We start from the raw sequence: 25876 nt of genomic DNA on the forward strand, positions 1-25876 counted from the left end.
CCTCACAAAAACAAATTCATATTTTATCTACTGCCGCGGATGCTGAATCGCCGCCTGCGCCGCTGCCAGTCTTGCGATAGGCACGCGGAACGGAGAACAGCTGACGTAATCCAGCCCAATGCGGTGGCAGAAAGCTACGGACTGTGGCTCACCTCCGTGCTCGCCGCAAATGCCAGTCTTGAGGCCAGGACGTTGGGCACGGCCACGCTCAACGGCTAATCTTACAAGCTCGCCTACCCCACGGCGGTCAAGAACCTGGAAGGGATCGTTGACAAGGATGCCTTTTTCGAGATAAATGGGCAGGAAGCCGCCGATGTCATCCCGGCTGAAGCCAAAGCTCATCTGCGTCAAGTCGTTGGTACCGAAGCTGAAGAACTGTGCGATTTCTGCCATTGGCCCGCTGCGCAGGGCAGCACGTGGCGTTTCGATCATTGTACCGAAGAGGTAAGGGATTTCGTCTACACCTAAGGAAGCACATACCTCTTTGTAGATGCACTTAACGATCTTTTCCTGGTCCTGCAGCTCATTACGGGAGCAGGTAACCGGAATCATAATTTCGGGAAGTGCCTGCCGCCCTTCCATATTCAGCTCAGCAGCAGCTTCCAGGATAGCCCGGACTTGGGTCTCCGTAATCTCGGGATAACTGATACCCAGGCGCACGCCACGGTGGCCCAGCATAGGGTTGTTTTCGTGGAGGGCAAGGACGCGTTTTTCCAGAATACTGACGTCAACCGCGAGCTCTTCTGCCAGTTCTTCCAGCCGCTGCCGGTCGTGAGGTACGAATTCATGCAGAGGCGGGTCGAGCAGGCGGATAGTCGCCGGCTTGCCATTCATAACCGCCAGTGTTTTCTTGATATCGCTCTTGATGTAACCGAACAGCTCCTTCAGCGCAGCCCGGCGTTCCTTTCGGTTGGCACTGAGGATCATCTTGCGCAGGAGGTAAAGGGGCTTTTCGCTGCCCTTGCCATAGAACATGTGCTCGGTGCGGAACAAGCCCACACCTTCGGCGCCAAAGCGCAAGGCATTGGCTGCATCGGCAGGAGACTCGGCATTGGCGCGCACGCCCAGCACCTTAGTCTCGTCTACCAGTCCCATTAGCGTTTGGTAGGCTTCGTTATCGGCCAGATCGACATCCACCACGGGCATACTGCCGAGATAGACTTTACCGGTAGCGCCGTTGAGGCTGATGTAGTCGCCTTCTTTCACCTTTGTTCCATCAGGGGTGGTAAAATATCCTTCGGCTTCATTGATATCGAGCCCGTTGCAGCCAACAATACAGCACTTGCCCCAGCCTCGGGTCACAAGGGCTGCGTGGGAGGTCATCCCGCCTTTGGCAGTCAGTACAGCGGCAGCGTGGTACATGCCGTCTACATCTTCCGGCGAGGTTTCTTCGCGCACCAGGATCACGTTTTCGCCGGCTTGCCTGAGCTCTACGGCTTTTTCGGAAGAAAAGACTGCTTTGCCCATGGCACCACCGGGACCAGCAGGCAGACCTTTTGCGATTGGTGTGGCGGCACGTTCAGCCATAGCGTCGAGGCGGGGCAGCAGTAGTTCAGTCAGTTGATTGGGGTTGACCCGCATAAGGGCGGTCGGCCCGTCAATCATACCTTCCTGATACATCTCGGCGGCCATACGAACGGCGGCGGTGCCATTGCGCTTACCGGTACGGGTCTGAAGGATGTAGAGCTTGCCTTTCTCAATCGTAAACTCAAGGTCCTGCATATCTTTGTAGTGGGCCTCAAGTTGCTGTTGATAATTATTCAGCTGTGCATAAATCTCGGGCATCACTTCCTCAAGGGTCTGCAAATTTTCGCTTTGTGAGTTTTTGGAGGCTTCGTTGATCGGCTGTGGCGTGCGGATACCAGCCACCACATCTTCGCCCTGTGCATTGAAGAGGAATTCACCGTAAAACTTATGCTCACCAGTGCCAGGGTTTCGGGTGAAGGCGACACCGGTAGCACAATCTTTGCCCATATTCCCAAAAACCATAGCCTGTACGTTAACGGCAGTGCCCCATTCATCAGGCAGGCCTTCGATACGACGGTATTCTTTGGCGCGCTTTCCATTCCAGCTATCAAAAACGGCACCGATACCGCCCCATAGCTGTGCCATAGGATCTTCCGGGAAAGGCTCCCCGATCTCACGCTTCACGATGGCTTTAAAATCGATAACGATCTGCCGAAGGTCGGCTTCGGTCAGTTCTGTATCCAATTGGAATCCACGGGCTTTTTTGATGCTCTCCAGGTGTTCATCCAACAGTTTACGAATGCCTTTGCCTTGTACCGGCGGAATGCCTGCTGCCTTCTCCATCACTACATCGGCATACATCATAATCAGACGGCGGTAGGCATCGTAGGCGAAGCGGGGGTCGTTCGTTTGTGCAATAAGGCCTTGCACGGTTTCATCGTTCAGCCCCAGGTTGAGAACGGTATCCATCATGCCAGGCATGGACTGACGTGCGCCAGAGCGGACAGATAAAAGGAGGGGGGTATTGACGTTGCCGTAAGTTTTGCCGGTAAGTTCTTCGATGCGCTCAAGAGCAGCCATCACTTCATCTTCCAGCTTAGCTGGAAAATGACGGCCTGCTTCGTAATAGGCATTGCAGGTATCAGTCGTTATGGTGAAGCCGGGAGGGACCGGGAGTTGAAGTTCCGGATGCCCTGCCATTTCTGCGAGGTTGGCCCCTTTGCCGCCAAGGAGGTTTTTCATTTCCTGGCTTCCATCGGCCCAGCCGCCACCAAAACGGTAGACGAGCTGTTGGTCCATGTTGATTTGTTTTGTCATGACGATTCGTTTTGATTCCTGAACAAAAAATATTTCCTGCAAACAATTGCTCCAGGCATAAAAAAGTAATGTTCAAGTTAAAGCTAGAGGAAAGATGAGAGCAGGAAAAGGACGGTTGTCATCTCAGGAGGTGAGAAATGACAGCAGGGTGGCAGGCAGTCGTCAACCAAAACAGCGGATAAAGCACCGGCTCCACATGCTATAGCCTTATATTTTTGCACCCTCCAATGCTTTGCCCAGGATGGCTTCACACAACTGATGGGTAGCCCGGATATCTTCGAGGCTTGGAGCGGAAACAGTACGGGATTGTGCAACGTGAAGCCAGTCTTCCACCATGTCTACAAAGCCCCTTTTGTAAAGGGTGGTATCCCAGGAGCCGGAGGTCATTTCGCTGGCCTGCTCGTTGGCGCAGTGAGTACCGTAACTAAGGTCGTAAACGGTCCACTTGCTCCCTCGGGAATACAATTCCACTCTTTCTTCAGTGATACCACTTATCCGGTTCATGCCGCCGGACAGCAGGGTGTCTCCCTGTTGCCATCGGACCTGAATATTTTCCATCATCCCCTCGTTTAGGCTTGCAAAGACCTGAAGGTGACGCACCTTGCCCTTTCCCAGAAAGCGGAGGCTATCGATCACATGGATAAAATCGTCAAAAATAAACACCCGCGGAGCGCCTGGTAAATGCACCCGGTTTTTATCCCAGGTTATCTGCCTGGGGTTGGGCACTTCCGACAGTGCGCTGATCATAGGGGCAAACCGCCGGTTGAAGCCCATATAGAGCGGTGTTTTATTTAGGAAGGCGCATTCCAGTACCCGGTTGGTTTCTTCCAGGGAATAGCTTAAGGGCTTATCAACAAAAACAGGGATTTCTGCCTTCAGCAATTGCAAGGCAATACCTGCATGGCTCTCTGTAGCACTGTGGACCATTGCGGCATCAGGCTTGGAGCGGATGAGCTGTTCCAAATCAGTGTAGGTGTCACGGATGCGATACTTTTGGGCTAAGGCAGCCAATGTCTTGGGGTTTCTTGTACAAAGAACCGGGACCACTTTGGTATGATTGGCCAAGATAGGGAGGTAGGCTTTTTGGGCAATTTGCCCAAGGCCTATTAATGCGATTTTCATCTTATTTTCCATTGACAACACGAGAAATCCTCCTGCTTTTTTGGCTCTTTCATTCCTATTATCTGCAAAACAGCTTACCGATGATTGCTTTTCTCTATCTTGGCTGTATAGGCTGAGTCCAGGCCATTTCATACACAAATGCTTCGATAGGGTTCTCCTGCAGTTTGGAAGAAACGATTTTACACCGGACGAAAAGAAGATCTTCAGTCAAGTCAAATGTGGCCTTTTCGCCCTCTACCGAGTGTAGTACTCTTGCGTCTGTCTCCCCTTTTTTACACCCGATGAATGCAATCCTATACCCTACGCCCGGTTCTGCTTCAACCGCGACCGAAAGCCGGTCACCCTGATTATCCAAATCACGGAGTACCACTCCAGTGCTTGCGTAAAAGTCTCCTGATTCCATAGCGGATAGTATAGCTCCCGGGCTTAAGGAATCTGCCCTTACCTGTATCCAGCCCCTGCCAGCGTTGCTCCATTTTACCCCTGCTTGATGGTAGTGATGAGAGTCGTCAGTAGCCAGCCCATACATTAGCGGCTTGCCGTCTTGGATATAGGCCACATTAATCAGGTCCCACATTCGCTCAGTGGACAAGTGGCTCGAATCGCCCAGGTTATTTACCATAGGGTGACCGTTGTAAAGTTCGAAAAACCTGCCATTTCTTAACGCAATAAGATCCTGAAGGGAAATGGCATAGAAGAAATTAGGGTGATTGATAATGGTATGCATTGGCTCTCCTAATTCCTGACTTTGCTGCTCTACAGCATCGATGTTATTTTGCATCACCTCCAGTACGCTACTACCGCCCTGTGGGTCGATCTTACGCTGCACATTTGTAGCATTCATATGGACCGGCTTTTGCTCAAACTGGTCTGTAATCTCCTCGGATTGAAGAATCAGAAATTTTTCTTTTTCCTCAAATAACCCACGGTACGACTCGTACGTTTTCAATTGCACCTCAGTGCGGCCCAGTGAGTCTGACCGGTATCTAACCCATTCTTCACCATACTTTTCAAGATACTTCCTAAATCCTTCCTGATAGACAGTATCTTTTGATAGGGTTTTCCATTTCTCCCCTTCTGCCAGGGTATTGTGATCCGTCAACGCAACAAACTGATAATCTCGTGACTTATACCAATCCATTATCATTTCCGGGAACTCATCTCCATCACTCCAGTAGGAATGCGTATGGAGGTTGCCTTTATACCATTGCTTTTGTAAGGTTTCATTTTGCTCATTGCAGCCTGTGATTGCTACGATTAATACAAGGGGCCATAACTTAGTCTGTTGCATGAAAGGTGATTTTGATGCCCCTAATTTAACTTTTTTGCCTTTCACTCTCGACACAAAGCCTATAATTACCCCCCAATGATCACCTGCCCAAAGTCCAAATCAGTGCTTGCTCTTTAGTGCCCCTAAAGATGGTATGGTGTTTTTCATCTGGTTCATCGGAATATTTCCAATCGAGGCCCTTTGGTTGCTCTCTTTCTAATAATTCAGCAAATTGTCGGGTATACTCGAAAATATCAGTAGTATTCGACCCTGCAAACCAGAGCTTTCTGCTGCCGTCGGGCACCTCAGTCAGGTATGCTGCTGCATTTTTCACCAGGAAGTTGTCATTCCACCAAAGCGAAGGGTCCATGGCGATGTAGAATTCAAATGCACCGGGCTGCAGCAGAAAGGTTTCGACGACAAATAAGCCAGCCAGCGACTCACCGATAATCCCTTTCTCACCTGTAGTCTGGTAGTTGCGCTCTATTTCAGGAACGAGTTCTTCAAGGATAAATGCCCTGAAGTTTTTCGCACCATCAGCCATTGGGATGCCATACTTTTCATGAGCATCCACTTTGGATTCGCCGGTTAAGTCTCTGCCCCGCTCTGTATTCTCAATGCCCACCAGGAGGACAGGCTCGATTTTGTTGCTCGTAATCAGCTCAGACAGGGTATTCGCTATGTGCGGAAAGTCTTCTCCTATCCCACCGTCCGGCATGTACAGCACGGGAAAAGCTTTGCCTCCATCTTCATAACCAGGAGGCATCCAAATATTGATGACACGTTCTTCTCCGACAAACCTGGAGTGGATGGTAATTGACTTATGTATCGGCACCTGGTCGTTATAAGCCATCGGCTTACTTTTGCAGCCCAGCAAGAATAAGATTAGCAGGAAACAGGTAAGAAATTTGGTCATTGGCTATACTATGTTTTTCTTCGATTGGTGTGTCTCAGCAAAATACTAATCCAATCATTCATTTCCGTTTTTATTTGGTGTTTCTTGCCATAAGCAGTTAGCTCGATTATTTTTTTCTCTTATCCGGGCTTCCTATGAATTCGCTTATCAGCTCAAAGTATTTTTCCTTATTTCCACGAATCAGATCGTGACCACTATTTTCCACTATTTCTAAGCTGGAGTTGGGGAGCAGATTTAAATATTCCTCCGTGAATCCCCATTTTTGATTATCACATTGACCTCTAATAATCAGAACCGGAGTTTTGATTTTCTTCAATTGCCCCTTTTGGTTTTCTGCCTCACTGAAGCTTTTTACAGTCATTATATGAGCATAATAACCTCCTCCTCCTTCATATTCTTCAGCCTCTTCTACTACGCAACTTGTTGACTTACTCAATTCTTCGTTCAAAAAGGTGAAAAAATCATCGGCCTCTTTATCTGTAGCTAGTTTTGCTTCAAACAAATACGCCCACTTTAAAATCCGCTTGCTCCTTAATTTATATGTCTTTTGATTACCTTCTTTATTTGAATATTCAGGTTCTTTCAGCTTTAAATGTTCAGGAGGTAACACCTTCATTAGAGATCTGTCAATCGGTAAAATTGGCCCGGGCCCTGTCAGGATTAGTTTTTCAACCCGACCAGGATGATCCTGCAAATACAGAGTGGCCAGCATGCTCCCCCAGGAATGGCCTATAAGGATTACTTTTTCTGCTCCTATTTTGCCTATCACTTCTTCAAGGTCATTTTTATGCCTTTCGACAGAATACTCAGCAATGTTTTCCAGTCTTTTTGAATGCCCGCTCCCGATTTGGTCATAAAAATAGAGGTCATGCCCAAATGAAGACAAGGGTTCTAATGTCCTTATAACTTGATCACTTACTTTCCCGCCTGGGCCACCGTGAAGGTAGACCATTGGATTTTTCTTTTCCTTTAGCCCGCTTTCTATTTTTGTATACCCAATTTTAGATCCTGTATTTAATTCCCAATACCTTGTCCCTTTTCTCACTTCAAAGGATTGTACGGCGTAGGTTTTCGGAAAAAACAGAATAAAAGAAACCACCACAACTGTAATTAGGAGCCCCCATATTATTACCCATTTAATCATAATATATTAATATTCAAACCCATATCTCTGGGCGATTAATTTTCATTGCTCTCAGATACGAAAGAAATTGTCCCGCGTGAACAGATTCATGATAACCAATTCGTAATAAATATTTCCCAAGGATTTTTTTGTCTCCATTTCCGGGGTGAATGATCTCCGTTTCGTTTAATTCTCTATCCGAAAATTGGCGGACGCTTTCTAAAAACGCATTTCTGTAAGGTTCAGCAAATTCAAGTTCGTCAGCAACGCTAATAAAAGGTCTATTTTTCCAGGGCGTTTGATAATTTGCCATACTCCCCTTATTGATGATAATATTCCACCCGTAATCGGCCTCTAAAACGTGCCTGATTAATTCTATAGCAGTCATTGCTTTTTCATCAGGTTTCCAATTGCAATACCGCTCAGGAAGCCCATTCCAAATTTTGATGCTCCTTCTCCTTATCTCTGTTAAATTCAAAATTAAAGGTTCAGATGGAGTCATTTTCTTTGTTTTCGAGAATACTGTTTTACATTACGGTCAAAATGAATGCAGAAAAACAAAAGGATGTAAACCGAATAAAATAGCAGATTGGGTTTAGCGCAAATAAAAAAGCCAGACCCGCGAGGAATCTGGCTTTAAGGTATTTTTTTGTTTTACCTAGTAGCCCCACCAGATATATATTGTCCCACAATGCACAGACGTTAAATAATTGTCAATCAATGCATTAGAATAAAATATATCCAGTTGCAAAATTTAGCTGTGAATTATTTGAGAAAAAAGCACTGAAATGGGACATATTTTGACGTTTTACGCTACAAAAAAAGCCCACCGTTTCCGGCAGGCTAATGATAAACCCAGGAAGTCAAAAAGGCGATTATCTCAAAATCATAGACAAAAACAAAAGCATCGAAATCAGAAGAATCAAAAATAAGGACAACTCCAACTGAGGGCTTGTCTGCTTTTTCTCTCTCATACAATCAATGAAATGCTCACAATTGAAGGAGAAAAGCCGATACGGCCGATCACACGCCCTGAAACGCGAAATTAAGCCTGCTGTGTCAAGCTCTGTAAGTTCTGTCTCGTGAACAGAAACAGGCTGCCCCCTTGAGGACTGGAAGTCTTCCAGGAGGTCTACAGTAGCTCCCTGGAAAGGCGTATTGTGCAGAACGTACTGCGCATCGTTTTCACTGCCTACGACTACCGCATAGTGCTTCAGAAAAGGTACCCTTTTCGCCCTGACCTGGATTATGCTTCCTTCTTTCATTGATTACACGTCGAACTGATTTCCGCAGTAACGTTTCTCCAGGAAGCGAAGGAACATAAGCACAATCAGCATGAGCATAAACCAGCTAAACCAGCGGCTGCGTAATATTTCAAGTATTGCAGTAGCTGCCACTGCACCTCCGGCTGCAGCTCCAGCTGCACTGCCTCCATTAGCTGCCGCCATAGCGGCTGTTGTTGCTGCTGTTGCCATTTTTCTATTGATTAAACAGGATGAACAAAGTGATTGCTGCGAGAATAGCAAACACGATGATGAAATATGTCTTGTACTCTGATGTAGTTTGATCTTCCATATGATACGATTGAAAAGGAGGCTCACGTAGAGCCTCTCAAATAATGAACCAATGCAGATATGCTAATGCCAGACAGCATACCTGTTATTTTCGCAAAGCAATGATCAGGATTACGATAGCAACTACTGCCACCACTATCCAGACTATTGCTCCAATTCCTCCTTGCTCTTCTTGCTGCTGAGGCTGAATGTTCACATTCTGCCTGCAAGTATCAGGGTTGAATAGACACGAAACATTCACTGCCGCCTGGGAAAGCCCCAGGTAATTATTGCTCAACCAGCCAAGAAATTTCCCCCCTTGCTGGTTACCAGCGGGGCTGGTGTAATCTTGGTTTTGCATGTCCAATGCGCCCGAAAAATCCACATTAAATCTGTCCATAGTAAAGTTATTTTCTCAGCGCAAGCGCCATAATTGCAAATACGAATACCATTCCGCCTATTATGATCGCTGGCGTGTAATCCGGCCCAGGCTGATAATCAGCTGGATCTGCATAGTCAGGGATGATGTCCCACCTCTTTTTTCCTTTCCAGGTGAAAGCATCAATGGTGGTAGATATCATATTCGCAATCGCCGTGATTGGGTCCATCCCTCCGCCTGAAGGCATTCCACCTCCACTACCTGACATAAACTGCTCCATTACCTTCCGATTGTGATAACAATTAGTGCAGCGAAAAACAGCAACCCAAGACCTGCATATACCGGAAGCATATCTTGTCGCTGCTCTTCCTGACGTTCACGTTCATTCAGCGGGTCTAGAAAGCCAGGCAGCGTAATATCATCATCTTTGCATGGATCATACTTGTACCGGCCTATTACATATTCTTGATCTATGTAATCTCCTGAACATAGGAATTCTTCCTTCGTGAAAGACGTGCTATTATGACAAGCTGACCGGCACGCATCTCGGATTTCGCCCATCGTTCCGAACCATCCGTCACAGCGCTTTCGACAGTCTTGCCGCCGACACCACTTCCCGCCTACGCAAAATCCCATGGTATTTCGCTTAATTGAAAAAATAGCCGGCGGTTTCCCGCCGACCTTGTCAAATCATCAAAATCTAAACAAATGAACCAATTAGTAGCCTTCTGCGACTAATTGATCAATCTGCTCGAACAACTGCATAAAGCCATCTGCCTCAATTGTTCCCTCGATGCTCGCAACGTTCATCTGCCGCCCGTCCAGGCTCAGTTTCGAGAGGTAAGTCACAGGGTATTCGCTTGCCTGGCGGACACCCGGGAAAAGCCGGTCAATCTCGCTCGTAGGCAGGTAGCGCCCTTGGCTGTTCTGCACTTGCCCTTGCAAAAGTTGTGCGAAAGGAATTTTGAATATCCGGTCTTCCTGTCCAGTATATTGCTCCAGTGCGCTCTCGATCTGCTTGGCTTTCGCCAGGTCACCCGCATGGTGCCAGAAAATGTAGACATACCAAGAGCCTGGAACGAACGGAGTGTCTTGAAGCTCCTCCTCTTCTCGTTTGGCCCTTTCGTACCTTAGGCGAGCAATGATTTCTTCCTGACGCTTGCGGCCTTGTACGATGCTGGATAGCCCATACAGCGCAAGCCCTATCGCAATTAAGATGTATAGCTGATTCTTCATGATGCTAAGTCGATTCGGTCAACGTTTTTCGCCCAGTCTAACCAATCCTCAGTGCGTTGACTGAGGTCTGAGATTTCGGGGTCATTCACTTCTTCTTTTTCGTCGAACTCGCCATTCCACCAATGGATTCCAGCGACTACCAGGATACCAAAGATGGCGCCCAGCATGAAAGTGGATACGATTGCTTCGTTATTCATAATTCCGATTTTCTCCTGTGATAGCAATTTTTTGAAGCCCCTCAGCGAACTGGATCATGTCGCGGTCTGAAGAAGAAAAGAAGCCGCTTGCGCTTCGCTCCTTCACCTTCGCCGACAGAAACTCGTATATAAGCTCTCGCAGTCCATTGATCTTAGATTCTTTTGAGCGCGTACGGTTTTCCCTTGCGATCATGCGGTCAATGAGGCGCCAATCATTCCTGGAGAAGCTTATCTCAACCTTCCGCGTTGAATTGTACATCCTGGCAGCTTTGCTTTCCGCAAGGTTGGCCATGATGTCCAAAACTTCGCTGGCTTCCCCTGTGCTGCTCTCCTGGAAGGCATCCTTCGCGATAATTTCAACCAATTCCACGATGCGGTCAGGCAGGGCAATATCAACTGCAGGACAGGTATACTCCTCACGCGCATTGGCCAATTTCAGGCAGCGTTCAGAAAGTTCCTCCAGGAAGATCACCTCAGGCGCAGCTGATGTGTCCTGGCTGGCTGCTCGCCAGGCGTTTCGTATCTCGCATTCCAACTGTTCAGATCGAATTGGATTGTTCGGGAAGACCGGGTCAATATCATCATAGCCGCTGGTCACCAGCTCATCGCGTTTCGCTGGCTGGTCGTCCTCTTCCCATTCGCTGTACTCTTCCATATCATCTGTATTGTTTGGCTCGTCGTACGTTTTTGCTTCGTACGTGTACGGTCTTTGCTCTGGGCTTTGCACATCTTCCTCTCCACCGAGAATACGGTCAATAGCGTATTCAATGCCCTGGGACTGATTCATCCCTTTTTCCTGCATCATCATGAGGAAACGTTGTTTTTTGTCCTCGTCGATCTTGGTGCCCATGTAAGCCTTGCTACTAGCCATTTTGAATAGATTGATTTTCTAAACAAAAATAGCCCTCAGCCTACGCCAGGGCTAATTTTCCGGGTTAATTCACAGTTGTTCCGCGAAATCCTTAAAGGGTTTTCGTTGCTCCTTTGTCACACTTCGAGGACGGTTTGGAGAAACCTTTGTACTTCGCCCAGGTTGTCAGACAACCATTTTTTTGCCTGGGCGCGATTCCGGCTAAGCTCTTTCCTGCATCTTGCAGAACAGGTCCGTGCACGATCATCGCCCCTTTCTACTTCCTTGCCGCAACACTCACAGATGATCTTATACCCTACCCTTCTTGCCCCTGCCTTATTCGTATTTGCTTGAAGTTTCACGCGTGCCAAAGGGTTGTTATACCTACTTGCAGTAAGGATATTCACCACCTCAAAAAGCTCTTTCCGAAAATCATCGCTAAATTCCATTCGATAATGTTATACGCTGGTTTACAGCGTGTTAAACGATTCTGTCTAACGATAAACACCCGATATAAACGATGCGTTTATCGTTAGACACGATGTGTTTTTATCATCTAAAGAAGTCCAAATCGCGGGCTAGCTTGGCGCTGTCCATAGTGGACGCGCGAAGATACCTGTCTACTGTGCTAAGTTTCTTCCAGCCGCCGATGTCCGCGATAGTTTTCATAGATGCCCCCATCAGTCGTAGATTCGTTGCGGCTGATCTTCGCGCGGTGTGAAAGGTGACGAACATACACTTTGGACCTGTCCGATCCCCTTGCGCAACGAGCTGATTAATACCTGCCAGGCTTGCGATCTGTTTAAGCGATCTGTTAGCGACCTGGTTAGCAGTGAAGCTGAAATCAAAATTATATGCTTCGCATAATTTCCAAGCAGCCGCCTTAACTGGAACTGTAGCTTTGATGTCGGTCTTTTGACTAACATAATTCATGTACATCTCACCGCCATTCCCGAAAAAAGATGCTTTTGATAACCGTACAACATCTGAATACCGCATGATAAAGTAATAGGCTACCAGGAACCGGTCGCGCTCGCGCTCTAACTGCGGCATGTTCGATAAGTCGAGGTTTTCGATTAATGCTATTTCTTCCTTTGTCAGGAATATTTTGTTTGATGATTCGTTATCCCTGGTTTTGAACCAAGGAGCTTTGTACGATTTGTTGTGATGCAACCCCTTTTCCTCTGCTATTCTCATCACCTTTTTGTACACGCGAAGATGTTTAGTCAGCCCGCTCCAGTTCACACCATTCTCCAGTATGAAGTCCGAAAAGGAATAGTAGAAGTCTTTATCTATTTCGTTCCATGAAATATCTTCCCGTCCATTTAAGCTAAGATACTGTTTGAGCTTATTGAGTGCTGTACGATAGCCTTTCACAGTCCCTACTTTCAGGCCGTGATTGCTTTCGATGTATGCCTCCAGGAAAGCGACCATACTGCCAGACTTATCCTTTTCCCCATAATGCGCCAATTGACCGCCGTCCAAGATATGCTGTTCGATCTTCCGCTTCTGCAAAAGCAACTGCCTGTTGTACTGTTTCGCAAGCACGTATTTCTTGCTCACCTCCCCTCTTTTCTTGTCCCAATATTTTTTTTCAACTGCTAGCCCGGTGGGAAAATACCTTCGCTCCCCTTGGTATGATGCGTACAGTCTAATCGTATATGTGCCGTCCTGCCTGGGTGGATCGTTGATGATATGCCTCAGTGTCATGTCGCTATTGTTTTGTGTATTCGCTTTGGATTGGCTCACGCCTAGCTACTTCCCGCACCAAGCCCTGTGGGTCTATGATTGCACGTAGGCAATCCAAGTAATCCGATTGCTTTTCGGACCACTCTCGCAGATCCCCATCCTCACATTCCTGCATCGCTTTCCGGGCAGACCGTAACGCCTCCAGGTCACCGCCTTTCAGCCAAAAGATGTTCTCCAGGTATCGTACACATTTCGGTTCATGGATATCCATAGACATGAGGTCGTTCCAAGATGGAATGGGAAAGCAGGATAAGTAGAAGCCCTCGAAGTATTCGAAGTCCTTTTCCTGGACTGCCATGCCCTTGTACACGTTTTCCTGCCGGTAGGATAATCGCATGATGAGGAGCCGGTCGCCGTGCGACAGCTCCGTGCGCTCACGGTTGATCGGCGTACGCCAGCCGGTGTGCTTTTGGATGATCTTCGCGTTTTGATCGTAGCCAATCCAGCTTCGGATTGGTTGCCCAAACTTGATGGCGTGTTTGATCTCGCTAAAGAAGACTTCAGCTGAGATAGAGTTTATATCGTACGTGCCGGCCACGGGCATGGTGGCACTATTTAGGACGTGTGTTGTCATATCACTTGAAGTTTGAAGAATATAAAATCAATCAGCAGTATCAGAGCTACGACATATAGCCAGTAATGGCGCTGCCATCGCTTTTTGACCAGGAGGTTGTACTGCTTTTTCAGCCTTCCCTCCTGGTCTCGCTCTTCGTGGATTAGGTAGGACTTGTACCCGCGTGGGGTCAGGTCGTTGTCGTTGCGCTTCAGCTTCATAGCCCGCCGTTTAGCTTCGCCACACGCTCCACAGCTTCTGCCCGGGTGGAGTGGTCGCTCTCTGGGTGCCATTTTCCATTAGGGTCATAGAAGCCAACTGTGAAAAGGGTTGGTTCGGTCTGGATATATACGTACATCGTTATACTGTTTTGAGGATGAATAGAATAATCAGGACGGCGCAACCTATCAGCGTATCGCGCAAAATGTTACGGCCCTCTCGCTTGATCTCATCTTTGTCGGTCTGGATTTTCACCTTCATGTTCAATTACAGGGTTATGTTGATTGAGAAAAATTGACGAATGCTAATCTGATCCGCCAATGGCACCTTTGGCAACCAATTCTTCCGAATGTGTTCTCTAGTTTCTTCGTACGTCATTTCGATGTCGGAGAAACTGGCATAGCTGTTGCCTCGCATGCTCGTATAACTCAGGTAGAATTCAGAGACATAGTTGGGTATCCGCTTGAAGGTTTCTGTTTGCACGCGGTCATCTTCTGCGTTGATGTACGAAAATCGAATCCGGTTCCCGTAAACTCGCAAAGTGTACCGTTCTCCTATCTTTTGAGTAATCATTTTATGAAGTTTCAGGGTTAATAAGGAATATCCGCCGTGTCCAGCAATACAGGTTCGAGCTTGTTACGATTGCGTAGCAGCATTGACAGGAAGCTGATCGAAGCCTGAAATTCAGAGCAGTTGTACTGATCGGTGCTGATCCTGCCAAACTGGTACGCAGCCTGGACGAACCCGGAGAGGTACGCAGCAGGAGCGACCGGCCGCAGCTGAGCAGTGATGAAGGCCCGGGCAAGCACGTCTGATTGTTGTTCATCAAGCGCGTAGCCAATTAAATCCACGTCGTACAGGCGTTCACCTTCGTACCGCGCGTAGAAATAGTCCGCTGCCAGTTTTCCAAGGCTCGTAAATTTTGAATTTGATTGCTGCCCAGGTTCTTGCCAGGCATACTGTGCCTCCTCCCCTACTGCCGCGTAATTGGCAATCACCTGGACAATTCCCGCCCTCATCCGGTCGATAAGGAACAACATGGGTATGGCTGGTCGGAGGAGTGACAACTCCTCCGGAGTAATTTTCTTTTTCATGTGAATATGTTGGGGCGGCTGGCAGATGCCAACCGCCGGTTAAGTTATTTGGACGCTATGCTCATTGCTTGCCCTGTTTATGGTTGATTAGAGCAGTGAGCGAGTTGACCCAATTCCGATTATTTTCGATAGCATCGAGCGTACGGCGCTGTACGGTTTCCCCTTTTCGTTCCGCTGCCAGTTTTTTTTGTGTCTGCTCCCCGAGACGTTTCTTATGTCGTTTGAGCCGCTGGAGCAAGTCCGGTAACGGCATATTCGCATAGTTTTCTAATGGAGGGTTTACTGCCCACCGGATGCCGTGGCTGGGAGGCTCCGTGGTTAGTGGTTCGTGGCTGGTTCTGGGAGGTGGTTCCGGACCACCATCTGGTTTGGTGGGTGGTGGCTCATGGTCGTACACTTTCGTACGGTCTTGGGGGGCATCCTTTCGTGTGAAACCGATCTGTCTACGTTTAGGCTGTATGTAAATCGTACGGTCACCGTCCTGCTCGCCGGTGTCCTCCTGCTGAATCTTCAAGTTGATCGTGATATTTGATAACTGTGTGGGATCGTACAGCTCAGTCGGAGCCGTAGGTAATGGCGGGGGCGGTGTTTTGGCTGCAAAGTTCGCAATGCGGGTGCGGATATTTGTCTGAATCCGGTCACGGAAGGCGTGCCAGGCTTCGATGTAGGCAGGGGGGCTGACATCATATTGCGACAATTCGATCGTTTGTTTAATGCCACTGCCTTTCACATAGATGCGCTCCAGAATGACCGAAGCCAGGAAAATAAACAACGAAATAACGGTGAAATAGGCCAAACCACCGCCGTAGCCGTCCACCGTGGCAGTACGTTCGCCTTTGGCTTCCTGGAATTTCTTTTCCAGGCTTGCGGTGGCTTTCTGGTAAGTGGTTTTGATTTCTGCCAGTAGGGCCTTATGCTCTGCCAGTAGGGTGGAAAGGGCTTCGGCTTTTTCAGCCTTGATACCGGCAATGGCTGTGGCTTCCTCCGCCTGGAGGTTCGCAATTTTCTGACGGGCCGCATCTTTGGCGGTGGCGAAGGATTGCCCCGTTCTGCGCTCCCGGTTGTAGATATTGGAAAGCTCCCGTTTGGCGGCTCCGATCTTACCGGCATACGAAGTTTGCTCAGCGGCCAAGCGTTCCTGGTATCGCTGAGCCGTGGCGGTACTGTCATTCCGGTAGGTTTCAGCCGCTTTTGCCTGGTTGGCGTTGTAGTCGATTCGTGCGCCTTTTATGGCTAAGCTGTCCCGCTCTGGCTCGACTACTACGGAATCAACGATTATTTTGCTATTCACAAACGAGAGATACCCGGAAGTAGCCATTAGCCCAATTCCCAAGACCACGTAAATCACAGTCAATGCCAGGTCTAAGCCTTGAAACCGTTTGTAGAGAAAGGAATCAACAGCTTGGGGTATCATAATCCTCAGTCCGCCCTCTAAGACGAAAGTAGCGATAAGTGCAATTGCTCCTGCAACATACCATGAATATTGCCCCGCAATTGGTTCAAAGGCACTTACTGTAGCCGTAAAAATGCCCCCGATTTCAGTTGTGCCACTAACGATAAGCGTAGCTACAATAATCCAGCTTATGCTACGAATCCGAGCGTGTCTAGCTGCAAATTCCATGTCTGTTGGGGGAGATTTGAGATTTTTCATAATTTTGATTGGTTTTTAACCCGGGTCGGCTGTCTATCCTCAGCAAAGGTGCAGCCGGCCCGTTTTGTTAGAAATTTAGTTCATTCCAGAGCGCCAGCCGGTTTCGGGTCTGTACTCGTCGATCATGTTCGAACCGAAAGGCAACGATCGGTCGTACACCGCCGCATACAAGACGCGATATTTGCGCACGAATGCCTTTGCGCGTTGGGTGTTTTTGATGCGGTGGTAGCAAAGTTTTCCGTTCTTTTGCCGCTCGGTCCCGATTTGGCCCTTAGTATATTTTGCGGGGCGATAGCCCAATAACAAATCTGCCATTATGAATTGATTTTCATCCGCGCCGCAAGTGTCGAAATGCTGCTGGATGGGTTGATGGAAGAAGATGATGAACTGGGCAAGCTACCCATTTCGGCCAGCCGGTTTAAGCCGTTATTTTTGATGAACTCGGAAATTTTTTCACCTCTGGTGAGATTTCTGCGAGCTGCTTCGCTGGTGCCGGCCAGGATGGCTCCGAATTCATTTTTTGTGTCCGCTGCTTTGAGAAGGTGTTGAAAAATCACCGATCGTAGCCACCGTCGCTGCTCGGCAGTGTAGTAGTTACCATCGAACAGACGACTCGTGATCGTCCTAAAAATTTGGTTTGAAAATTTCAGAATTTCTTCGGCGGAAACGTCCTGATTTGTGGGGGTTTCGCGCTCGTTGGTTGCCCTTAAAAAAGGTTCCTTTTTGTTCTCCGTTTGACTATTTTCGCGCCTCTGGCGCTCATTAGTAGTTCCCTGTTCTTCCCCTTCAATGAAAGCTTGCGTGAAAGCTTGTTTCTTTTTGAAAGCATCTAGTTCACATTTAGAGTTTCCTTTTAACAAGGAACTACAGGAAAAGAAAGAGGCTTTCAAATTGAAAGCTTGGAAGTTGAAAAACTTGGTCAAATCGAGCTTTGTGTTTTTGTCATTTACGTGGAATGTGAAATACGGGCCTGGATGAAGTTCGAGTTCAAAATCACGATTCGTCCCGTGAAAAATTTTATTCACCACTAAGCCCATCTCTTGACCCGCCTTAATGGCTCTCCATATCGTCACCGGGCTATATCCAGTCAATTTGGATAAAGAAACTCGATTCGTTTTGAGAAGGGGGTATTCCAGGTCTGACGCAAGCGCTTCAAGGAGTGGTTTTGAATTCAGCCTATAACACTCAGTCATAGTAGCCCAAGTGCTCGGTTTAGCATCATTGCGTTTGCATACTTCCCGGATAAACTTTGAAGTTTTTGACTGATTCAAGCCGAAAGGGGGGGCTTTTTTTCTGTGTTTCATAAGTAGCTATAATTGAATTAAAAAATGAGGGAGGGCGCCTCTGGCAATCCCTTCCCTCGCGGTGTCCCGCTCGTTGGCTAACGGCCTGGTCTCGAACCAGGAATTTTCCGAAATTCCGTCAGTTTATGGTTGTTTTTTCTGCCTAAAGTCCTAAGCTTCTTTAAGACTCGTGTTGTACCTTGATTGACACTGACAAAAAGATTATCTTTGCTTCAGTTATAATTGAATTAAGAGGGGGCTCAAATGCGAGCCCCTTTTTTTTGTTCACTACGCCCGCTTCAGCCTCTTCTCAGAAACTTGCTCCACCAGCGGTCGAACCTCCTCCTGAATCTCCACTAAAAGGTCCAACAGCACCTTAAGCTCATGAAGCGGTTCAGATCGTTGATGTCGATTTGACTTATGTACAAAGTGATCCGACTCGAGTGCGCAAATAGCCATGTCCACTAAATAATTCTGCGCCAACTCGACATTGAAATCGTTTACAAGGTGGCGTACGGCTTCGCTCTCCAAAAAATTCAAAAAATCCTGATTTTCTGCATTTTGCATTTCGTGGTAATTTTTTCTTTTCTAAAAGGTTTTTAAAGAATGGTTGTACGGGGGGGTACGGAGTTGTTTGATGAGTTTACTAAGCTGTTTTAGCTTTAAATCTGCTGTTAATGTACTTTTCAACTTCTTCCCGCAAGAGATAAACCCTCTTACCAAATCGAAAAGAATTGAGCTTACCCGCCTTACGTTGTCGGTAAAAGTGGAAGCGATCGACTTTGACTCCAGGTGGAACCATATCAATGGCTTCGTCAGTCGTGATAAATTCCTCTCTGTTCATAATACGTATTTTTTAACATTTTAACTGTATGGTGTTGGAAAAAAAATGCGCTCTAAAACGCGTGTGCAATATAGTTGTTTCGTGCTGTTAATGCAAGCGATCGTCAGTATAATTTTTCATTTTGTTGGCGGCATCTTCGATTTGCCGTATGTAAACATCGGGAGTTTGATCAAAATAGACTGCACCTAACCTTCTCATCCCCAAGCCAAAAGAAAAGTCGTTTAGCAACTTTTCTTGGTCTTCTTTGACTAATGAAGTTATTGTTTTTTCCATTTTATCTCTGATGGCTTTGGTAGTCTTCCATTCTAGTGCCGTAAGGTTAGTCTTACCTAATAGCTCAATTAAAGTAATTGTATCAAATAGGATTGCTGCTGTTGGGGGGATCTTCTCCCTAAATGACGAGTAAAATAAAGCCTCGTAAAGTTCAGTGCCACGGTAATAGTACCAAGGAGCTGCATCGTCATCGACTTGTACTCCAAAATTTTTTAAGCCGAACACATTAGGGTTGTATTGGTATTTTCTAAAGTGAAGATCAGAGCCTTTCAATATGGAATTAAGAGTTTCAAACAACCCCGAATGTATCGACCTGGTCATATTAAACAGAACGTACTTGAGTGATTTGAGATCAAATCCGTCAACATTATGATACAGCCTTAATGTCTCTTTGACGGGTAAGTAAAAAGAATGGTAAAACGCCTTTGCCAATATCGCCATTTCGTCTGTGTGAAGAGTAATTCTTGACAGATGAGAGCCAGCAATCTCTTTGTCCATATAATCTAAAAAAGACTCGAATGCCAGCTCCGGTAGATATAAATTGTTGTTAGAAATTTGCTCTTGAACTACTGGTAGCTGTACATTCTTTCTATCAAAGTTTACCTGGGCATACACTGGGTATCTTTTATGGCCATCTTGCTCATACCCCTTCAACCTTTTATTAAGGAAAAATCTAATGCTGAATGGTATCCCGTAAATTGTAGTTCTTCCCGACATTGATCACAGATTTTACCCGTCTAAAAATATGAGACGAAGTTGAGACTATTTGAGGGCATGAAAAGGCGCTTAAAGTCAAGTTAAAGCACTTTAGCAGCTAACCCAAGGCCCTTACGAATAAAGCCCCAAGACTAAATCTTGAGGCTTTTCAATGCTTTCAGCCGATTCCGGCGAATCTTGCCTAGTAGCTCCACCAGGACTCGAACCTGGATCTTAGGTTCCGGAAACCTACATACTATCCCTTGTACTATGGAGCCAACCTTGATTTTTAAGTCGCTTCCTTTCGGAGCGGCTGCAAATATAAGAAAGCAGTTTACAAAACACAAACTCTATCTTTAAAATTCCCCACAGCATAACATTTTTGTGCTGGTGCGTTTTTATAGGTAAAAATACCTGTATGAGAACCCTGCTTTTGATCGGCTTTTTGGCCTTTGTTGTTCAACTAAACGCTCAGTTGGGGCTTTACGGCAGCGCCCGGTTCAATGACGCGCCGGACTGGGCCTACCCGGCTTCTGTTGCCGGGCAGACTAACCCGCTTGGCAATGGCTGGGCTGTAGGCGTCGACTATTGGATCCCGCTGGGGCAGACCCGCATCGATTTGCTGCCGGAGCTCAACTTCGGTCATTCAGCGCAAACGATTGATATTGTTGGCGATCCGCATGAGTTTACTCAAAATGCCTTTAGCTTGTTCCTGAATACCAACTTTTACGTGTTGGACCTGGAGGGGGACTGCGACTGCCCCACTTTCTCCAAATCAGGCGATTTCTTTCAAAAAGGCTTCTTCCTGCAGGTCTCTCCAGGGGTTTCCTACTTTCAGCACACCATCCAAACCCGGGAATCTGCTGCGGTCGATATTGAAGAAGATACTTTTGCTTTCAGTATCGGAGCAGGGGCAGGTCTTGATATCGGATTATCAGATATCCTTACCCTCACTCCGATGGCCGGCTTTCGGTATTATTTGCCCTCCGAATGGGCCGGATTAAGAACTGTTTTTCCTTCACCAGAAGGGGTCCCTTTTAGAACTGAAAGCAGTATTCAACAGTTTTGGGCCGGGCTACGGCTGGGCATCCGCTTCGATCAGCGGTAGCTTTCGGCGCTTGGCTTTTTGGTGGAATAAGGGCGTTCGCTCAGAGGCAATATAAACGGTATTTGGCCCCGTGAAGTCTACCGCCTCATACTGCGTGGGCATCAGGCAACGGGCGCCCCGTTTGCGTTGCATCTGCCCGCTTAGGAAGTCTGTCCCTTCAAAATCCCGGAAGAGGAATAAATCGGCGGGGGTGAGTGGGAAAAAGCCCAGGAACATTTTAAAACGGTAGGCTAAAAGAACTACCGTTTGCCCGTCTTCACTTATAGCTGCCGCTGTTACTATGCGTTTAGGCAGTTCCAGCTGCCCCCGGAGCTGAGCCGTATAGGTGCCAGGTTTTGCGGGCAGGCTGTAATGTTTGGTGATAAAGCTCTGCTCAGATTTGTCTTTAGAGAACAAGTGCAGGCTGTCCTGATAATAAAAAAAGCCTTCCATATCGAACTGCCACTCTGCTTTAGGCGGCGGGAAAGCTCCCTGATCCGGATACGCAAACCGGATGCTGTCCAACTGCCCCTCTTTTGACAAAATGTAGATGCATAAATCCTGTCGCCGGTTCGCATTATTGCCAAAATCACCAATGAAGATACGCCCGTCCGGTGCCGCAGTGAGGTCTTCCCAGTCCCGGTTAAGGCTGCCGGGCACAGCGTAGGTTTCCAACAGCGCCCCTCCCCCATCGGTCCGGTACAACTCCGGGGCATTCCCACTGTCATTGAGCCACCAAAGGCTGTCAGCACCAGCAAGGTAGGCACCAGATGCTTCGGTAATTCCTTTTGGTAGTTTAAATTTTTTATTGCTCAGAAAATTCTGGCTGAGTAAAATTGAACTATAAAACAGTAATATTGCAATTGAAATTATCCGCATAAGATTTGATTTTGAGACACCAAAGGTACAATTGTGGGCACAGAAGAGTGATGTGGATTTTATTTAGTGTGGACTTTTTGAACACGGATGGGACTGATTGCGCAGATTTACACGGATTTCGATCGGGGGCATAAGAGCAGGACATGCTGGTATGGCGGCACAGGACTAGCAAGATCAGCACGCTCAGTCAGATCAGCGGCATCAGTGTACTCCTGTCGGGTGTAGCGTGAGGGAACACAGATTGGACTGATTGCGCAGATTTCCACTGATTGCGAGCGGGGCATAAGGGCGGGGTATGCATGTGTGAAGGAACCAGGACTGCAAGATCAGTGTGACCAGCCAGATCTGCGGCATCAGTGTACTCCTGTCATGAATGTAGCCCTGCCCAATTTCGTAAGCCAAAACCACACAGTTAACTCAAAAACAAACACTTACACACAGAACACCACTTTAACAAACCGTAGCACTCCACCCTTTTTAATTCGCAAATGGCCCCTGCCCCCTTTACATTTGAAGTCCTTAGCTTTTAAAAAACCATTTCAAAGAATCCATACAAGCCCCGCCCGGCCCGGCCGATGCGTGTTGGCTTGTTTTTTTTAAGTACCAAATTAAGATGGCAGCAATCAATAAATACAGCAGGGAACTAACCCAGGACGATACCCGCCCGGGCGCTCAGGCGATGCTCTATGCCCTTGGTCTTACCGAGGAGGATCTAAAAAAAGCACAAGTGGGCATTGCCAGTACCGGTTGGGAGGGCAACCCTTGTAATATGCACCTCAACGACCTCGCGGCCGAAATTAAAGGCGGTGTAAAGGCAGAGGGGCTGCTCGGGCTGATCTTTCACACCATTGGAGTAAGCGATGGCATGTCTATGGGCACCGATGGTATGCGGTTTTCTCTACCTTCCCGCGACATTATTGCCGACTCAATTGAAACAGTGGCTTCTGCACAGTGGTATGATGCTATCGTGCCAGTTGTGGGCTGTGATAAGAATATGCCGGGCGCTATGATGGCCCTGGCTCGCCTCAACCGCCCCGGGCTTGTCGTCTACGGGGGAACGATTGCACCGGGCTGCCACAAAGACCAGAAACTGGATATCGTCTCTGCCTTCGAAGCCTACGGGCAGCGGATTGCCGGAACGATTGATGAAACCGACTTTAAAGCCGTTATCAAAAATGCCTGCCCGGGGCCGGGCGCATGTGGGGGGATGTATACGGCAAATACCATGGCATCTGCGATTGAAGCCATGGGTATGAGCCTGCCGTTCAATTCCAGCATCCCGGCAGAGAGCATGGAAAAACAGGCGGAGTGCCACAAAGTGGGGGCTGCCATTCACCATCTGCTGCGTGAGGACATTAAGCCACGCGACATCATGACCCGAAAGGCTTTTGAAAATGCGGTAACGGTGATCACTGCCCTTGGCGGGTCCACCAATGCCGTGCTGCACATGATTGCGATCGCCCGGGCTGCCGAAGTAGAATTCTCTATCGATGACTTCCAGAAAATCGGTGACCGTACACCTTTTATTGCCGACCTGAAGCCCAGCGGCAAGTATGTGATGCAAGACCTTTACGAAGTAGGCGGTGTACCGGGCGTGATGAAGCTGCTATTGGAAGAAGGGTATCTGCATGGCGACTGTATGACCGTGACCGGAAAAACTATTGCCGAAAACCTTGATGCCATAGAGGGGCTGAAGGAAGGGCAGGATGTAATCCGTCCCGTATCCGACCCCATCAAGCCTACCGGGCATATCCGCATCCTCTACGGCAACCTGGCAGAACAGGGCGCTGTCGCCAAAATCACCGGCAAGGAAGGCGAATACTTCAAAGGCAGAGCCAAAGTCTTTAATAGTGAAGTCGAGGCCAACGAAGCCATCAGCAACCATAAAATTGAAGCAGGAGATGTAGTGGTCATCCGCTACTGTGGCCCCAAAGGCGCTCCGGGCATGCCTGAGATGCTCAAGCCGACCTCTGCCATTATGGGCGAGGGGCTCGGCAAAGAAGTCGCCCTGATCACTGACGGGCGGTTCTCCGGTGGCACCCACGGTTTTGTAGTAGGCCACATTACCCCTGAAGCACAAGCGGGCGGCCTCATTGGGCTGCTACAGGATGGTGATACCATCATCATTGATGCCGTCAACAACACGCTCAAGGCAGACCTTACAGAAGCTGAAATTGAAAAACGCCGGTCCGCATGGCAGGAACCACCGCTGCGGGCTACCACCGGCATTTTGCGCAAGTACGCCAAAACGGTCACCTCTGCCAGCGAAGGCTGTGTGACCGATCAACTGTAGCCTGCGGGCCGTCTTAGAAGTACCATGAAAATCGACCATGTATGAAACAGCAAGCGACTTCAACTGATACCATTGAGCTGCCCGGAAAAACGGAGCATATGTCGGGCGCCGAGGCTATCCTCCGATGCCTGATTGAAGAGAAGGTAGATACCATTTTTGGTTATCCCGGTGGTGCCATTATGCCAGTGTATGATGCCCTTTATCACTACGAAAAGCAACTCCGCCATATTTTGCCCCGGCACGAGCAAGGAGCCATACATGCTGCCGAAGGTTATGCCAGAGTCACCCGGCAGACTGGCGTTTGTATGGCCACCTCAGGCCCGGGCGCAGCCAACCTGATCACCGGGCTGGCAGATGCGCTGCTCGACTCTGTTCCGTTGGTCTGCATTACCGGGCAGGTTTACTATCACCTGCTGGGCAGCGATGCCTTTCAGGAAACAGACGTGATCAATTGTACCATGCCGGTCACAAAATGGAATTATCAGATCACCTCAGCAAAGGAAATCCCGGAAGTATTTGCAAAAGCATTTTACGTTGCCAACAGCGGGCGCCCCGGTCCGGTTGTCATCGATATCACTAAAAATGCTCAGATTGAAATGCTGGATTTTCAATATAAAAAGCAGGGGCCGATCCGTTCCTATAAGCCCAAGCCCAAACCTTCCACCTCCGCATTAACTGCCGCTGCCGCGCTGATTAATGCCGCTGAACAGCCGCTGATTCTGGCTGGCCATGGTATTCAGATCGCTCATGCACAAGATGCTTTCCGGCAATTCGTAGAGAAGTCAGGTATTCCACTGGCGTGCACCATCCATGGGCTAAGCAGTATTCCCAACAGCCATCCTCTGCATATGGGTATGCTGGGCATGCACGGCAATTACGCACCCAATGTAATGCAAAACCGCTGCGATGTGCTCATTGCGATCGGGATGCGCTTCGATGACCGGGTAACGGGCAATCTGGAAAAATATGCCAAACAGGCCAAAGTCATCCACATCGAAATCGATCCTTCTGAGATCAATAAGAATGTACCGGCAGATGTCGCCGTGCTTGCCGACGCAAAGGAGGCACTGGAGAAACTGCTCCCTATGATCAAAGAGAAACAATACCCCGAGTGGATCGCCCGGTTTAAGGAGATGGACGCAGAAGAAGAGGAAAAAGTGATCCGGCACGATATGTCCCCTTCCGAAGACGGGCAAATCCGTATGGGAATGGTGGTGCGCGAAGTCTCCCGCCAAACCAAAGGACAGGCCGTGGTGGCTACTGACGTAGGCCAGCATCAAATGATCGCAGCCCGCTATTACGACTATGAGTCGACCAACCAATGGGTCAGCTCCGGGGGGGCAGGGACGATGGGCTATGGCCTGCCTGCGGCTTTTGGGGCAAAACTGGCGCAGCCGGAACGCGAGGTTGTGGCTTTCATCGGCGATGGAGGCTTCCAGATGACCATTCAGGAGCTCGGGCTTTGCGCCCAAATGGATACAGCAGTGAAAATTGTACTGCTCGACAACAACTTCCTGGGCATGGTACGGCAATGGCAGGAGCTTTTCTTTGACCGCCGCTACTCTTCCGTAGAGCTGCAAAATCCGGATTTCGTGAAGATTGCGGAAGGGTTCGGCGTACCAGGAAAAACCATCTCCGACCCCGCTGAACTTTCTGAGTCTATAGCGGAAATGCTGGCACATGACGGCCCATACCTCCTGCATGTACGGGTGGAGAAAGAAACCAATACCTTCCCGATGGTACCTTCCGGAGCTGCCGTGGACGAGATTGTACTGGAACCGCAGCCCAAAGCTTAATCTCATGAACCGGCCCGGCCCATCAAAGC

29 protein-coding genes and 1 tRNA gene are annotated in these 25876 nt (G+C 48.2%); 3 read left to right on the top strand and 27 right to left on the bottom strand.

The features are described from left to right. Positions 1 to 27: 27 nt before the first annotated feature. From ppdK to IX84_RS24190, 26 genes are all read right to left on the bottom strand, one after another. On the bottom strand, positions 28 to 2784 hold the full coding sequence (ppdK, locus tag IX84_RS24060; protein WP_044226874.1) for a pyruvate, phosphate dikinase: 2757 nt from the start codon (positions 2782 to 2784) through the stop codon (positions 28 to 30). Between the two features lie 207 nt (positions 2785 to 2991). Next, positions 2992 to 3906 (bottom strand): Gfo/Idh/MocA family protein, encoded by a 915-nt coding sequence (locus tag IX84_RS24065; RefSeq protein WP_044227285.1) that lies wholly within the window; start codon positions 3904 to 3906, stop codon positions 2992 to 2994. Between the two features lie 94 nt (positions 3907 to 4000). Next, positions 4001 to 5197, bottom strand: coding sequence for a CehA/McbA family metallohydrolase domain-containing protein (locus IX84_RS24070; RefSeq protein WP_044226879.1), 1197 nt, complete (start codon positions 5195 to 5197; stop codon positions 4001 to 4003). 79 nt (positions 5198 to 5276) lie between these two features. Next, positions 5277 to 6029, bottom strand: coding sequence for an alpha/beta hydrolase (locus IX84_RS24075; protein WP_238578332.1), 753 nt, complete (start codon positions 6027 to 6029; stop codon positions 5277 to 5279). A gap of 169 nt (positions 6030 to 6198) precedes the next feature. Next, positions 6199 to 7236, bottom strand: coding sequence for an alpha/beta fold hydrolase (locus IX84_RS24080; RefSeq protein WP_044226885.1), 1038 nt, complete (start codon positions 7234 to 7236; stop codon positions 6199 to 6201). A 13-nt stretch (positions 7237 to 7249) separates the two neighbouring features. Continuing rightward, complete coding sequence (locus IX84_RS24085) at positions 7250 to 7717, bottom strand: DinB family protein (RefSeq protein WP_044226886.1); 468 nt, start codon at positions 7715 to 7717, stop codon at positions 7250 to 7252. Between the two features lie 766 nt (positions 7718 to 8483). After that, entirely contained in the window at positions 8484 to 8690 is a 207-nt protein-coding gene (locus IX84_RS24095; RefSeq protein ID WP_152605214.1) for a hypothetical protein, read from the bottom strand. A gap of 184 nt (positions 8691 to 8874) precedes the next feature. Further along, positions 8875 to 9168: a hypothetical protein gene (locus IX84_RS24100; RefSeq protein WP_044226894.1), complete on the bottom strand. Its 294-nt coding sequence runs from the start codon at positions 9166 to 9168 to the stop codon at positions 8875 to 8877. A gap of 7 nt (positions 9169 to 9175) precedes the next feature. After that, positions 9176 to 9427, bottom strand: a complete 252-nt coding sequence (locus tag IX84_RS24105) for a hypothetical protein (RefSeq protein WP_044226897.1) — start codon at positions 9425 to 9427, stop codon at positions 9176 to 9178. 437 nt (positions 9428 to 9864) lie between these two features. Beyond that, positions 9865 to 10383 (bottom strand): hypothetical protein, encoded by a 519-nt coding sequence (locus tag IX84_RS24115; RefSeq protein ID WP_044226902.1) that lies wholly within the window; start codon positions 10381 to 10383, stop codon positions 9865 to 9867. Further along, entirely contained in the window at positions 10380 to 10580 is a 201-nt protein-coding gene (locus IX84_RS24120; protein ID WP_044226905.1) for a hypothetical protein, read from the bottom strand. The genes IX84_RS24115 and IX84_RS24120 overlap by 4 nt, the downstream gene beginning before the upstream one ends. Then, entirely contained in the window at positions 10573 to 11451 is an 879-nt protein-coding gene (locus tag IX84_RS24125) for a hypothetical protein (protein ID WP_152605215.1), read from the bottom strand. Before IX84_RS24125 ends, IX84_RS24120 begins: the two co-directional genes overlap by 8 nt. 116 nt (positions 11452 to 11567) lie before the next feature. Further along, positions 11568 to 11879: a hypothetical protein gene (locus IX84_RS24130; protein ID WP_044226911.1), complete on the bottom strand. Its 312-nt coding sequence runs from the start codon at positions 11877 to 11879 to the stop codon at positions 11568 to 11570. Positions 11880 to 11982: 103 nt separating this feature from the next. Further along, the gene (locus tag IX84_RS24135; protein ID WP_044226914.1) at positions 11983 to 13140 is read right to left on the bottom strand and encodes a phage integrase SAM-like domain-containing protein; all 1158 of its coding nucleotides are present in this window, start codon (positions 13138 to 13140) and stop codon (positions 11983 to 11985) included. Between the two features lie 4 nt (positions 13141 to 13144). Then, a complete protein-coding gene (locus IX84_RS24140) occupies positions 13145 to 13753 on the bottom strand; it encodes an STIV orfB116 family protein (RefSeq protein ID WP_044226917.1) in 609 nt (202 codons plus the stop codon). Then, a complete protein-coding gene (locus IX84_RS24145) occupies positions 13750 to 13953 on the bottom strand; it encodes a hypothetical protein (protein ID WP_044226920.1) in 204 nt (67 codons plus the stop codon). The genes IX84_RS24140 and IX84_RS24145 overlap by 4 nt, the downstream gene beginning before the upstream one ends. Then, positions 13950 to 14090 carry a hypothetical protein gene (locus IX84_RS33815; protein ID WP_173426321.1) on the bottom strand — a complete coding sequence of 47 codons (141 nt, stop codon included), beginning with the start codon at positions 14088 to 14090 and terminating at the stop codon, positions 13950 to 13952. Before IX84_RS33815 ends, IX84_RS24145 begins: the two co-directional genes overlap by 4 nt. 128 nt (positions 14091 to 14218) lie before the next feature. Then, complete coding sequence (locus IX84_RS24150; protein WP_044226923.1) at positions 14219 to 14524, bottom strand: hypothetical protein; 306 nt, start codon at positions 14522 to 14524, stop codon at positions 14219 to 14221. 17 nt (positions 14525 to 14541) lie between these two features. Then, positions 14542 to 15045: a hypothetical protein gene (locus tag IX84_RS24155; protein WP_044226926.1), complete on the bottom strand. Its 504-nt coding sequence runs from the start codon at positions 15043 to 15045 to the stop codon at positions 14542 to 14544. 61 nt (positions 15046 to 15106) lie between these two features. After that, complete coding sequence (locus IX84_RS24160) at positions 15107 to 16696, bottom strand: hypothetical protein (protein WP_152605216.1); 1590 nt, start codon at positions 16694 to 16696, stop codon at positions 15107 to 15109. A 75-nt stretch (positions 16697 to 16771) separates the two neighbouring features. Further along, positions 16772 to 17011, bottom strand: coding sequence for a hypothetical protein (locus IX84_RS24165; RefSeq protein ID WP_044226933.1), 240 nt, complete (start codon positions 17009 to 17011; stop codon positions 16772 to 16774). Further along, positions 17011 to 18000 (bottom strand): hypothetical protein, encoded by a 990-nt coding sequence (locus tag IX84_RS24170; RefSeq protein WP_152605217.1) that lies wholly within the window; start codon positions 17998 to 18000, stop codon positions 17011 to 17013. The genes IX84_RS24165 and IX84_RS24170 overlap by 1 nt, the downstream gene beginning before the upstream one ends. Positions 18001 to 18267: 267 nt before the next feature. Continuing rightward, positions 18268 to 18546 carry a hypothetical protein gene (locus IX84_RS24175; protein ID WP_044226939.1) on the bottom strand — a complete coding sequence of 93 codons (279 nt, stop codon included), beginning with the start codon at positions 18544 to 18546 and terminating at the stop codon, positions 18268 to 18270. Positions 18547 to 18625: 79 nt separating this feature from the next. Then, positions 18626 to 18823: a helix-turn-helix domain-containing protein gene (locus IX84_RS24180; RefSeq protein WP_044226942.1), complete on the bottom strand. Its 198-nt coding sequence runs from the start codon at positions 18821 to 18823 to the stop codon at positions 18626 to 18628. 87 nt (positions 18824 to 18910) lie between these two features. Further along, positions 18911 to 19813 (bottom strand): hypothetical protein, encoded by a 903-nt coding sequence (locus IX84_RS24185; protein ID WP_044226945.1) that lies wholly within the window; start codon positions 19811 to 19813, stop codon positions 18911 to 18913. Between the two features lie 185 nt (positions 19814 to 19998). Continuing rightward, positions 19999 to 20070: transfer RNA gene (locus IX84_RS24190), tRNA-Arg, on the bottom strand. 140 nt (positions 20071 to 20210) lie between these two features. Between IX84_RS24190 and IX84_RS24195 the strand changes: the two genes are divergently transcribed. Continuing rightward, positions 20211 to 20900: an autotransporter outer membrane beta-barrel domain-containing protein gene (locus tag IX84_RS24195; protein ID WP_044226948.1), complete on the top strand. Its 690-nt coding sequence runs from the start codon at positions 20211 to 20213 to the stop codon at positions 20898 to 20900. On the opposite strand, the gene IX84_RS24200 is transcribed toward IX84_RS24195, so the two are convergent. Beyond that, positions 20868 to 21758, bottom strand: coding sequence for an NHL repeat-containing protein (locus IX84_RS24200; protein WP_052516356.1), 891 nt, complete (start codon positions 21756 to 21758; stop codon positions 20868 to 20870). The genes IX84_RS24195 and IX84_RS24200 overlap by 33 nt on opposite strands. A gap of 613 nt (positions 21759 to 22371) precedes the next feature. On the opposite strand from IX84_RS24200, the gene ilvD reads away from it, so the two are divergent. Together ilvD and ilvB are read left to right on the top strand one after the other, a co-directional pair. Next, positions 22372 to 24051 carry a dihydroxy-acid dehydratase gene (gene ilvD, locus IX84_RS24205; protein WP_044226949.1) on the top strand — a complete coding sequence of 560 codons (1680 nt, stop codon included), beginning with the start codon at positions 22372 to 22374 and terminating at the stop codon, positions 24049 to 24051. Positions 24052 to 24092: 41 nt separating this feature from the next. Then, a complete protein-coding gene (gene ilvB, locus IX84_RS24210) occupies positions 24093 to 25847 on the top strand; it encodes a biosynthetic-type acetolactate synthase large subunit (protein ID WP_044226952.1) in 1755 nt (584 codons plus the stop codon). Positions 25848 to 25876 lie beyond the last annotated feature (29 nt).

Source organism: Phaeodactylibacter xiamenensis (genome assembly GCF_000759025.1).
Classification (GTDB): Bacteria; Bacteroidota; Bacteroidia; order Chitinophagales; family Saprospiraceae; genus Phaeodactylibacter; species Phaeodactylibacter xiamenensis.

Coding starts and splice junctions, on each gene's coding strand:
- ilvB (WP_044226952.1), top strand. CDS start 24,093: ATGAAACAGCAAGCGACTTCAACTGATACCATTGAGCTGCCCGGAAAA.
- IX84_RS24120 (WP_044226905.1), bottom strand. CDS start 10,580: ATGAATAACGAAGCAATCGTATCCACTTTCATGCTGGGCGCCATCTTT.
- ilvD (WP_044226949.1), top strand. CDS start 22,372: ATGGCAGCAATCAATAAATACAGCAGGGAACTAACCCAGGACGATACC.
- IX84_RS24200 (WP_052516356.1), bottom strand. CDS start 21,758: ATGCGGATAATTTCAATTGCAATATTACTGTTTTATAGTTCAATTTTA.
- IX84_RS24185 (WP_044226945.1), bottom strand. CDS start 19,813: ATGTCGGGAAGAACTACAATTTACGGGATACCATTCAGCATTAGATTT.
- IX84_RS24115 (WP_044226902.1), bottom strand. CDS start 10,383: ATGAAGAATCAGCTATACATCTTAATTGCGATAGGGCTTGCGCTGTAT.
- IX84_RS24155 (WP_044226926.1), bottom strand. CDS start 15,045: ATGAAAAAGAAAATTACTCCGGAGGAGTTGTCACTCCTCCGACCAGCC.
- IX84_RS24085 (WP_044226886.1), bottom strand. CDS start 7,717: ATGACTCCATCTGAACCTTTAATTTTGAATTTAACAGAGATAAGGAGA.
- IX84_RS24135 (WP_044226914.1), bottom strand. CDS start 13,140: ATGACACTGAGGCATATCATCAACGATCCACCCAGGCAGGACGGCACA.
- IX84_RS24125 (WP_152605215.1), bottom strand. CDS start 11,451: ATGGCTAGTAGCAAGGCTTACATGGGCACCAAGATCGACGAGGACAAA.
- ppdK (WP_044226874.1), bottom strand. CDS start 2,784: ATGACAAAACAAATCAACATGGACCAACAGCTCGTCTACCGTTTTGGT.
- IX84_RS24080 (WP_044226885.1), bottom strand. CDS start 7,236: ATGATTAAATGGGTAATAATATGGGGGCTCCTAATTACAGTTGTGGTG.
- IX84_RS24195 (WP_044226948.1), top strand. CDS start 20,211: ATGAGAACCCTGCTTTTGATCGGCTTTTTGGCCTTTGTTGTTCAACTA.
- IX84_RS24145 (WP_044226920.1), bottom strand. CDS start 13,953: ATGAAGCTGAAGCGCAACGACAACGACCTGACCCCACGCGGGTACAAG.
- IX84_RS24160 (WP_152605216.1), bottom strand. CDS start 16,696: ATGAAAAATCTCAAATCTCCCCCAACAGACATGGAATTTGCAGCTAGA.
- IX84_RS24140 (WP_044226917.1), bottom strand. CDS start 13,753: ATGACAACACACGTCCTAAATAGTGCCACCATGCCCGTGGCCGGCACG.
- IX84_RS24180 (WP_044226942.1), bottom strand. CDS start 18,823: ATGAACAGAGAGGAATTTATCACGACTGACGAAGCCATTGATATGGTT.
- IX84_RS24065 (WP_044227285.1), bottom strand. CDS start 3,906: ATGAAAATCGCATTAATAGGCCTTGGGCAAATTGCCCAAAAAGCCTAC.
- IX84_RS33815 (WP_173426321.1), bottom strand. CDS start 14,090: ATGTACGTATATATCCAGACCGAACCAACCCTTTTCACAGTTGGCTTC.
- IX84_RS24130 (WP_044226911.1), bottom strand. CDS start 11,879: ATGGAATTTAGCGATGATTTTCGGAAAGAGCTTTTTGAGGTGGTGAAT.
- IX84_RS24165 (WP_044226933.1), bottom strand. CDS start 17,011: ATGGCAGATTTGTTATTGGGCTATCGCCCCGCAAAATATACTAAGGGC.
- IX84_RS24170 (WP_152605217.1), bottom strand. CDS start 18,000: ATGAAACACAGAAAAAAAGCCCCCCCTTTCGGCTTGAATCAGTCAAAA.
- IX84_RS24175 (WP_044226939.1), bottom strand. CDS start 18,546: ATGCAAAATGCAGAAAATCAGGATTTTTTGAATTTTTTGGAGAGCGAA.
- IX84_RS24105 (WP_044226897.1), bottom strand. CDS start 9,427: ATGGAGCAGTTTATGTCAGGTAGTGGAGGTGGAATGCCTTCAGGCGGA.
- IX84_RS24070 (WP_044226879.1), bottom strand. CDS start 5,197: ATGCAACAGACTAAGTTATGGCCCCTTGTATTAATCGTAGCAATCACA.
- IX84_RS24100 (WP_044226894.1), bottom strand. CDS start 9,168: ATGGACAGATTTAATGTGGATTTTTCGGGCGCATTGGACATGCAAAAC.
- IX84_RS24075 (WP_238578332.1), bottom strand. CDS start 6,029: ATGGCTTATAACGACCAGGTGCCGATACATAAGTCAATTACCATCCAC.
- IX84_RS24150 (WP_044226923.1), bottom strand. CDS start 14,524: ATGATTACTCAAAAGATAGGAGAACGGTACACTTTGCGAGTTTACGGG.
- IX84_RS24095 (WP_152605214.1), bottom strand. CDS start 8,690: ATGGCAACAGCAGCAACAACAGCCGCTATGGCGGCAGCTAATGGAGGC.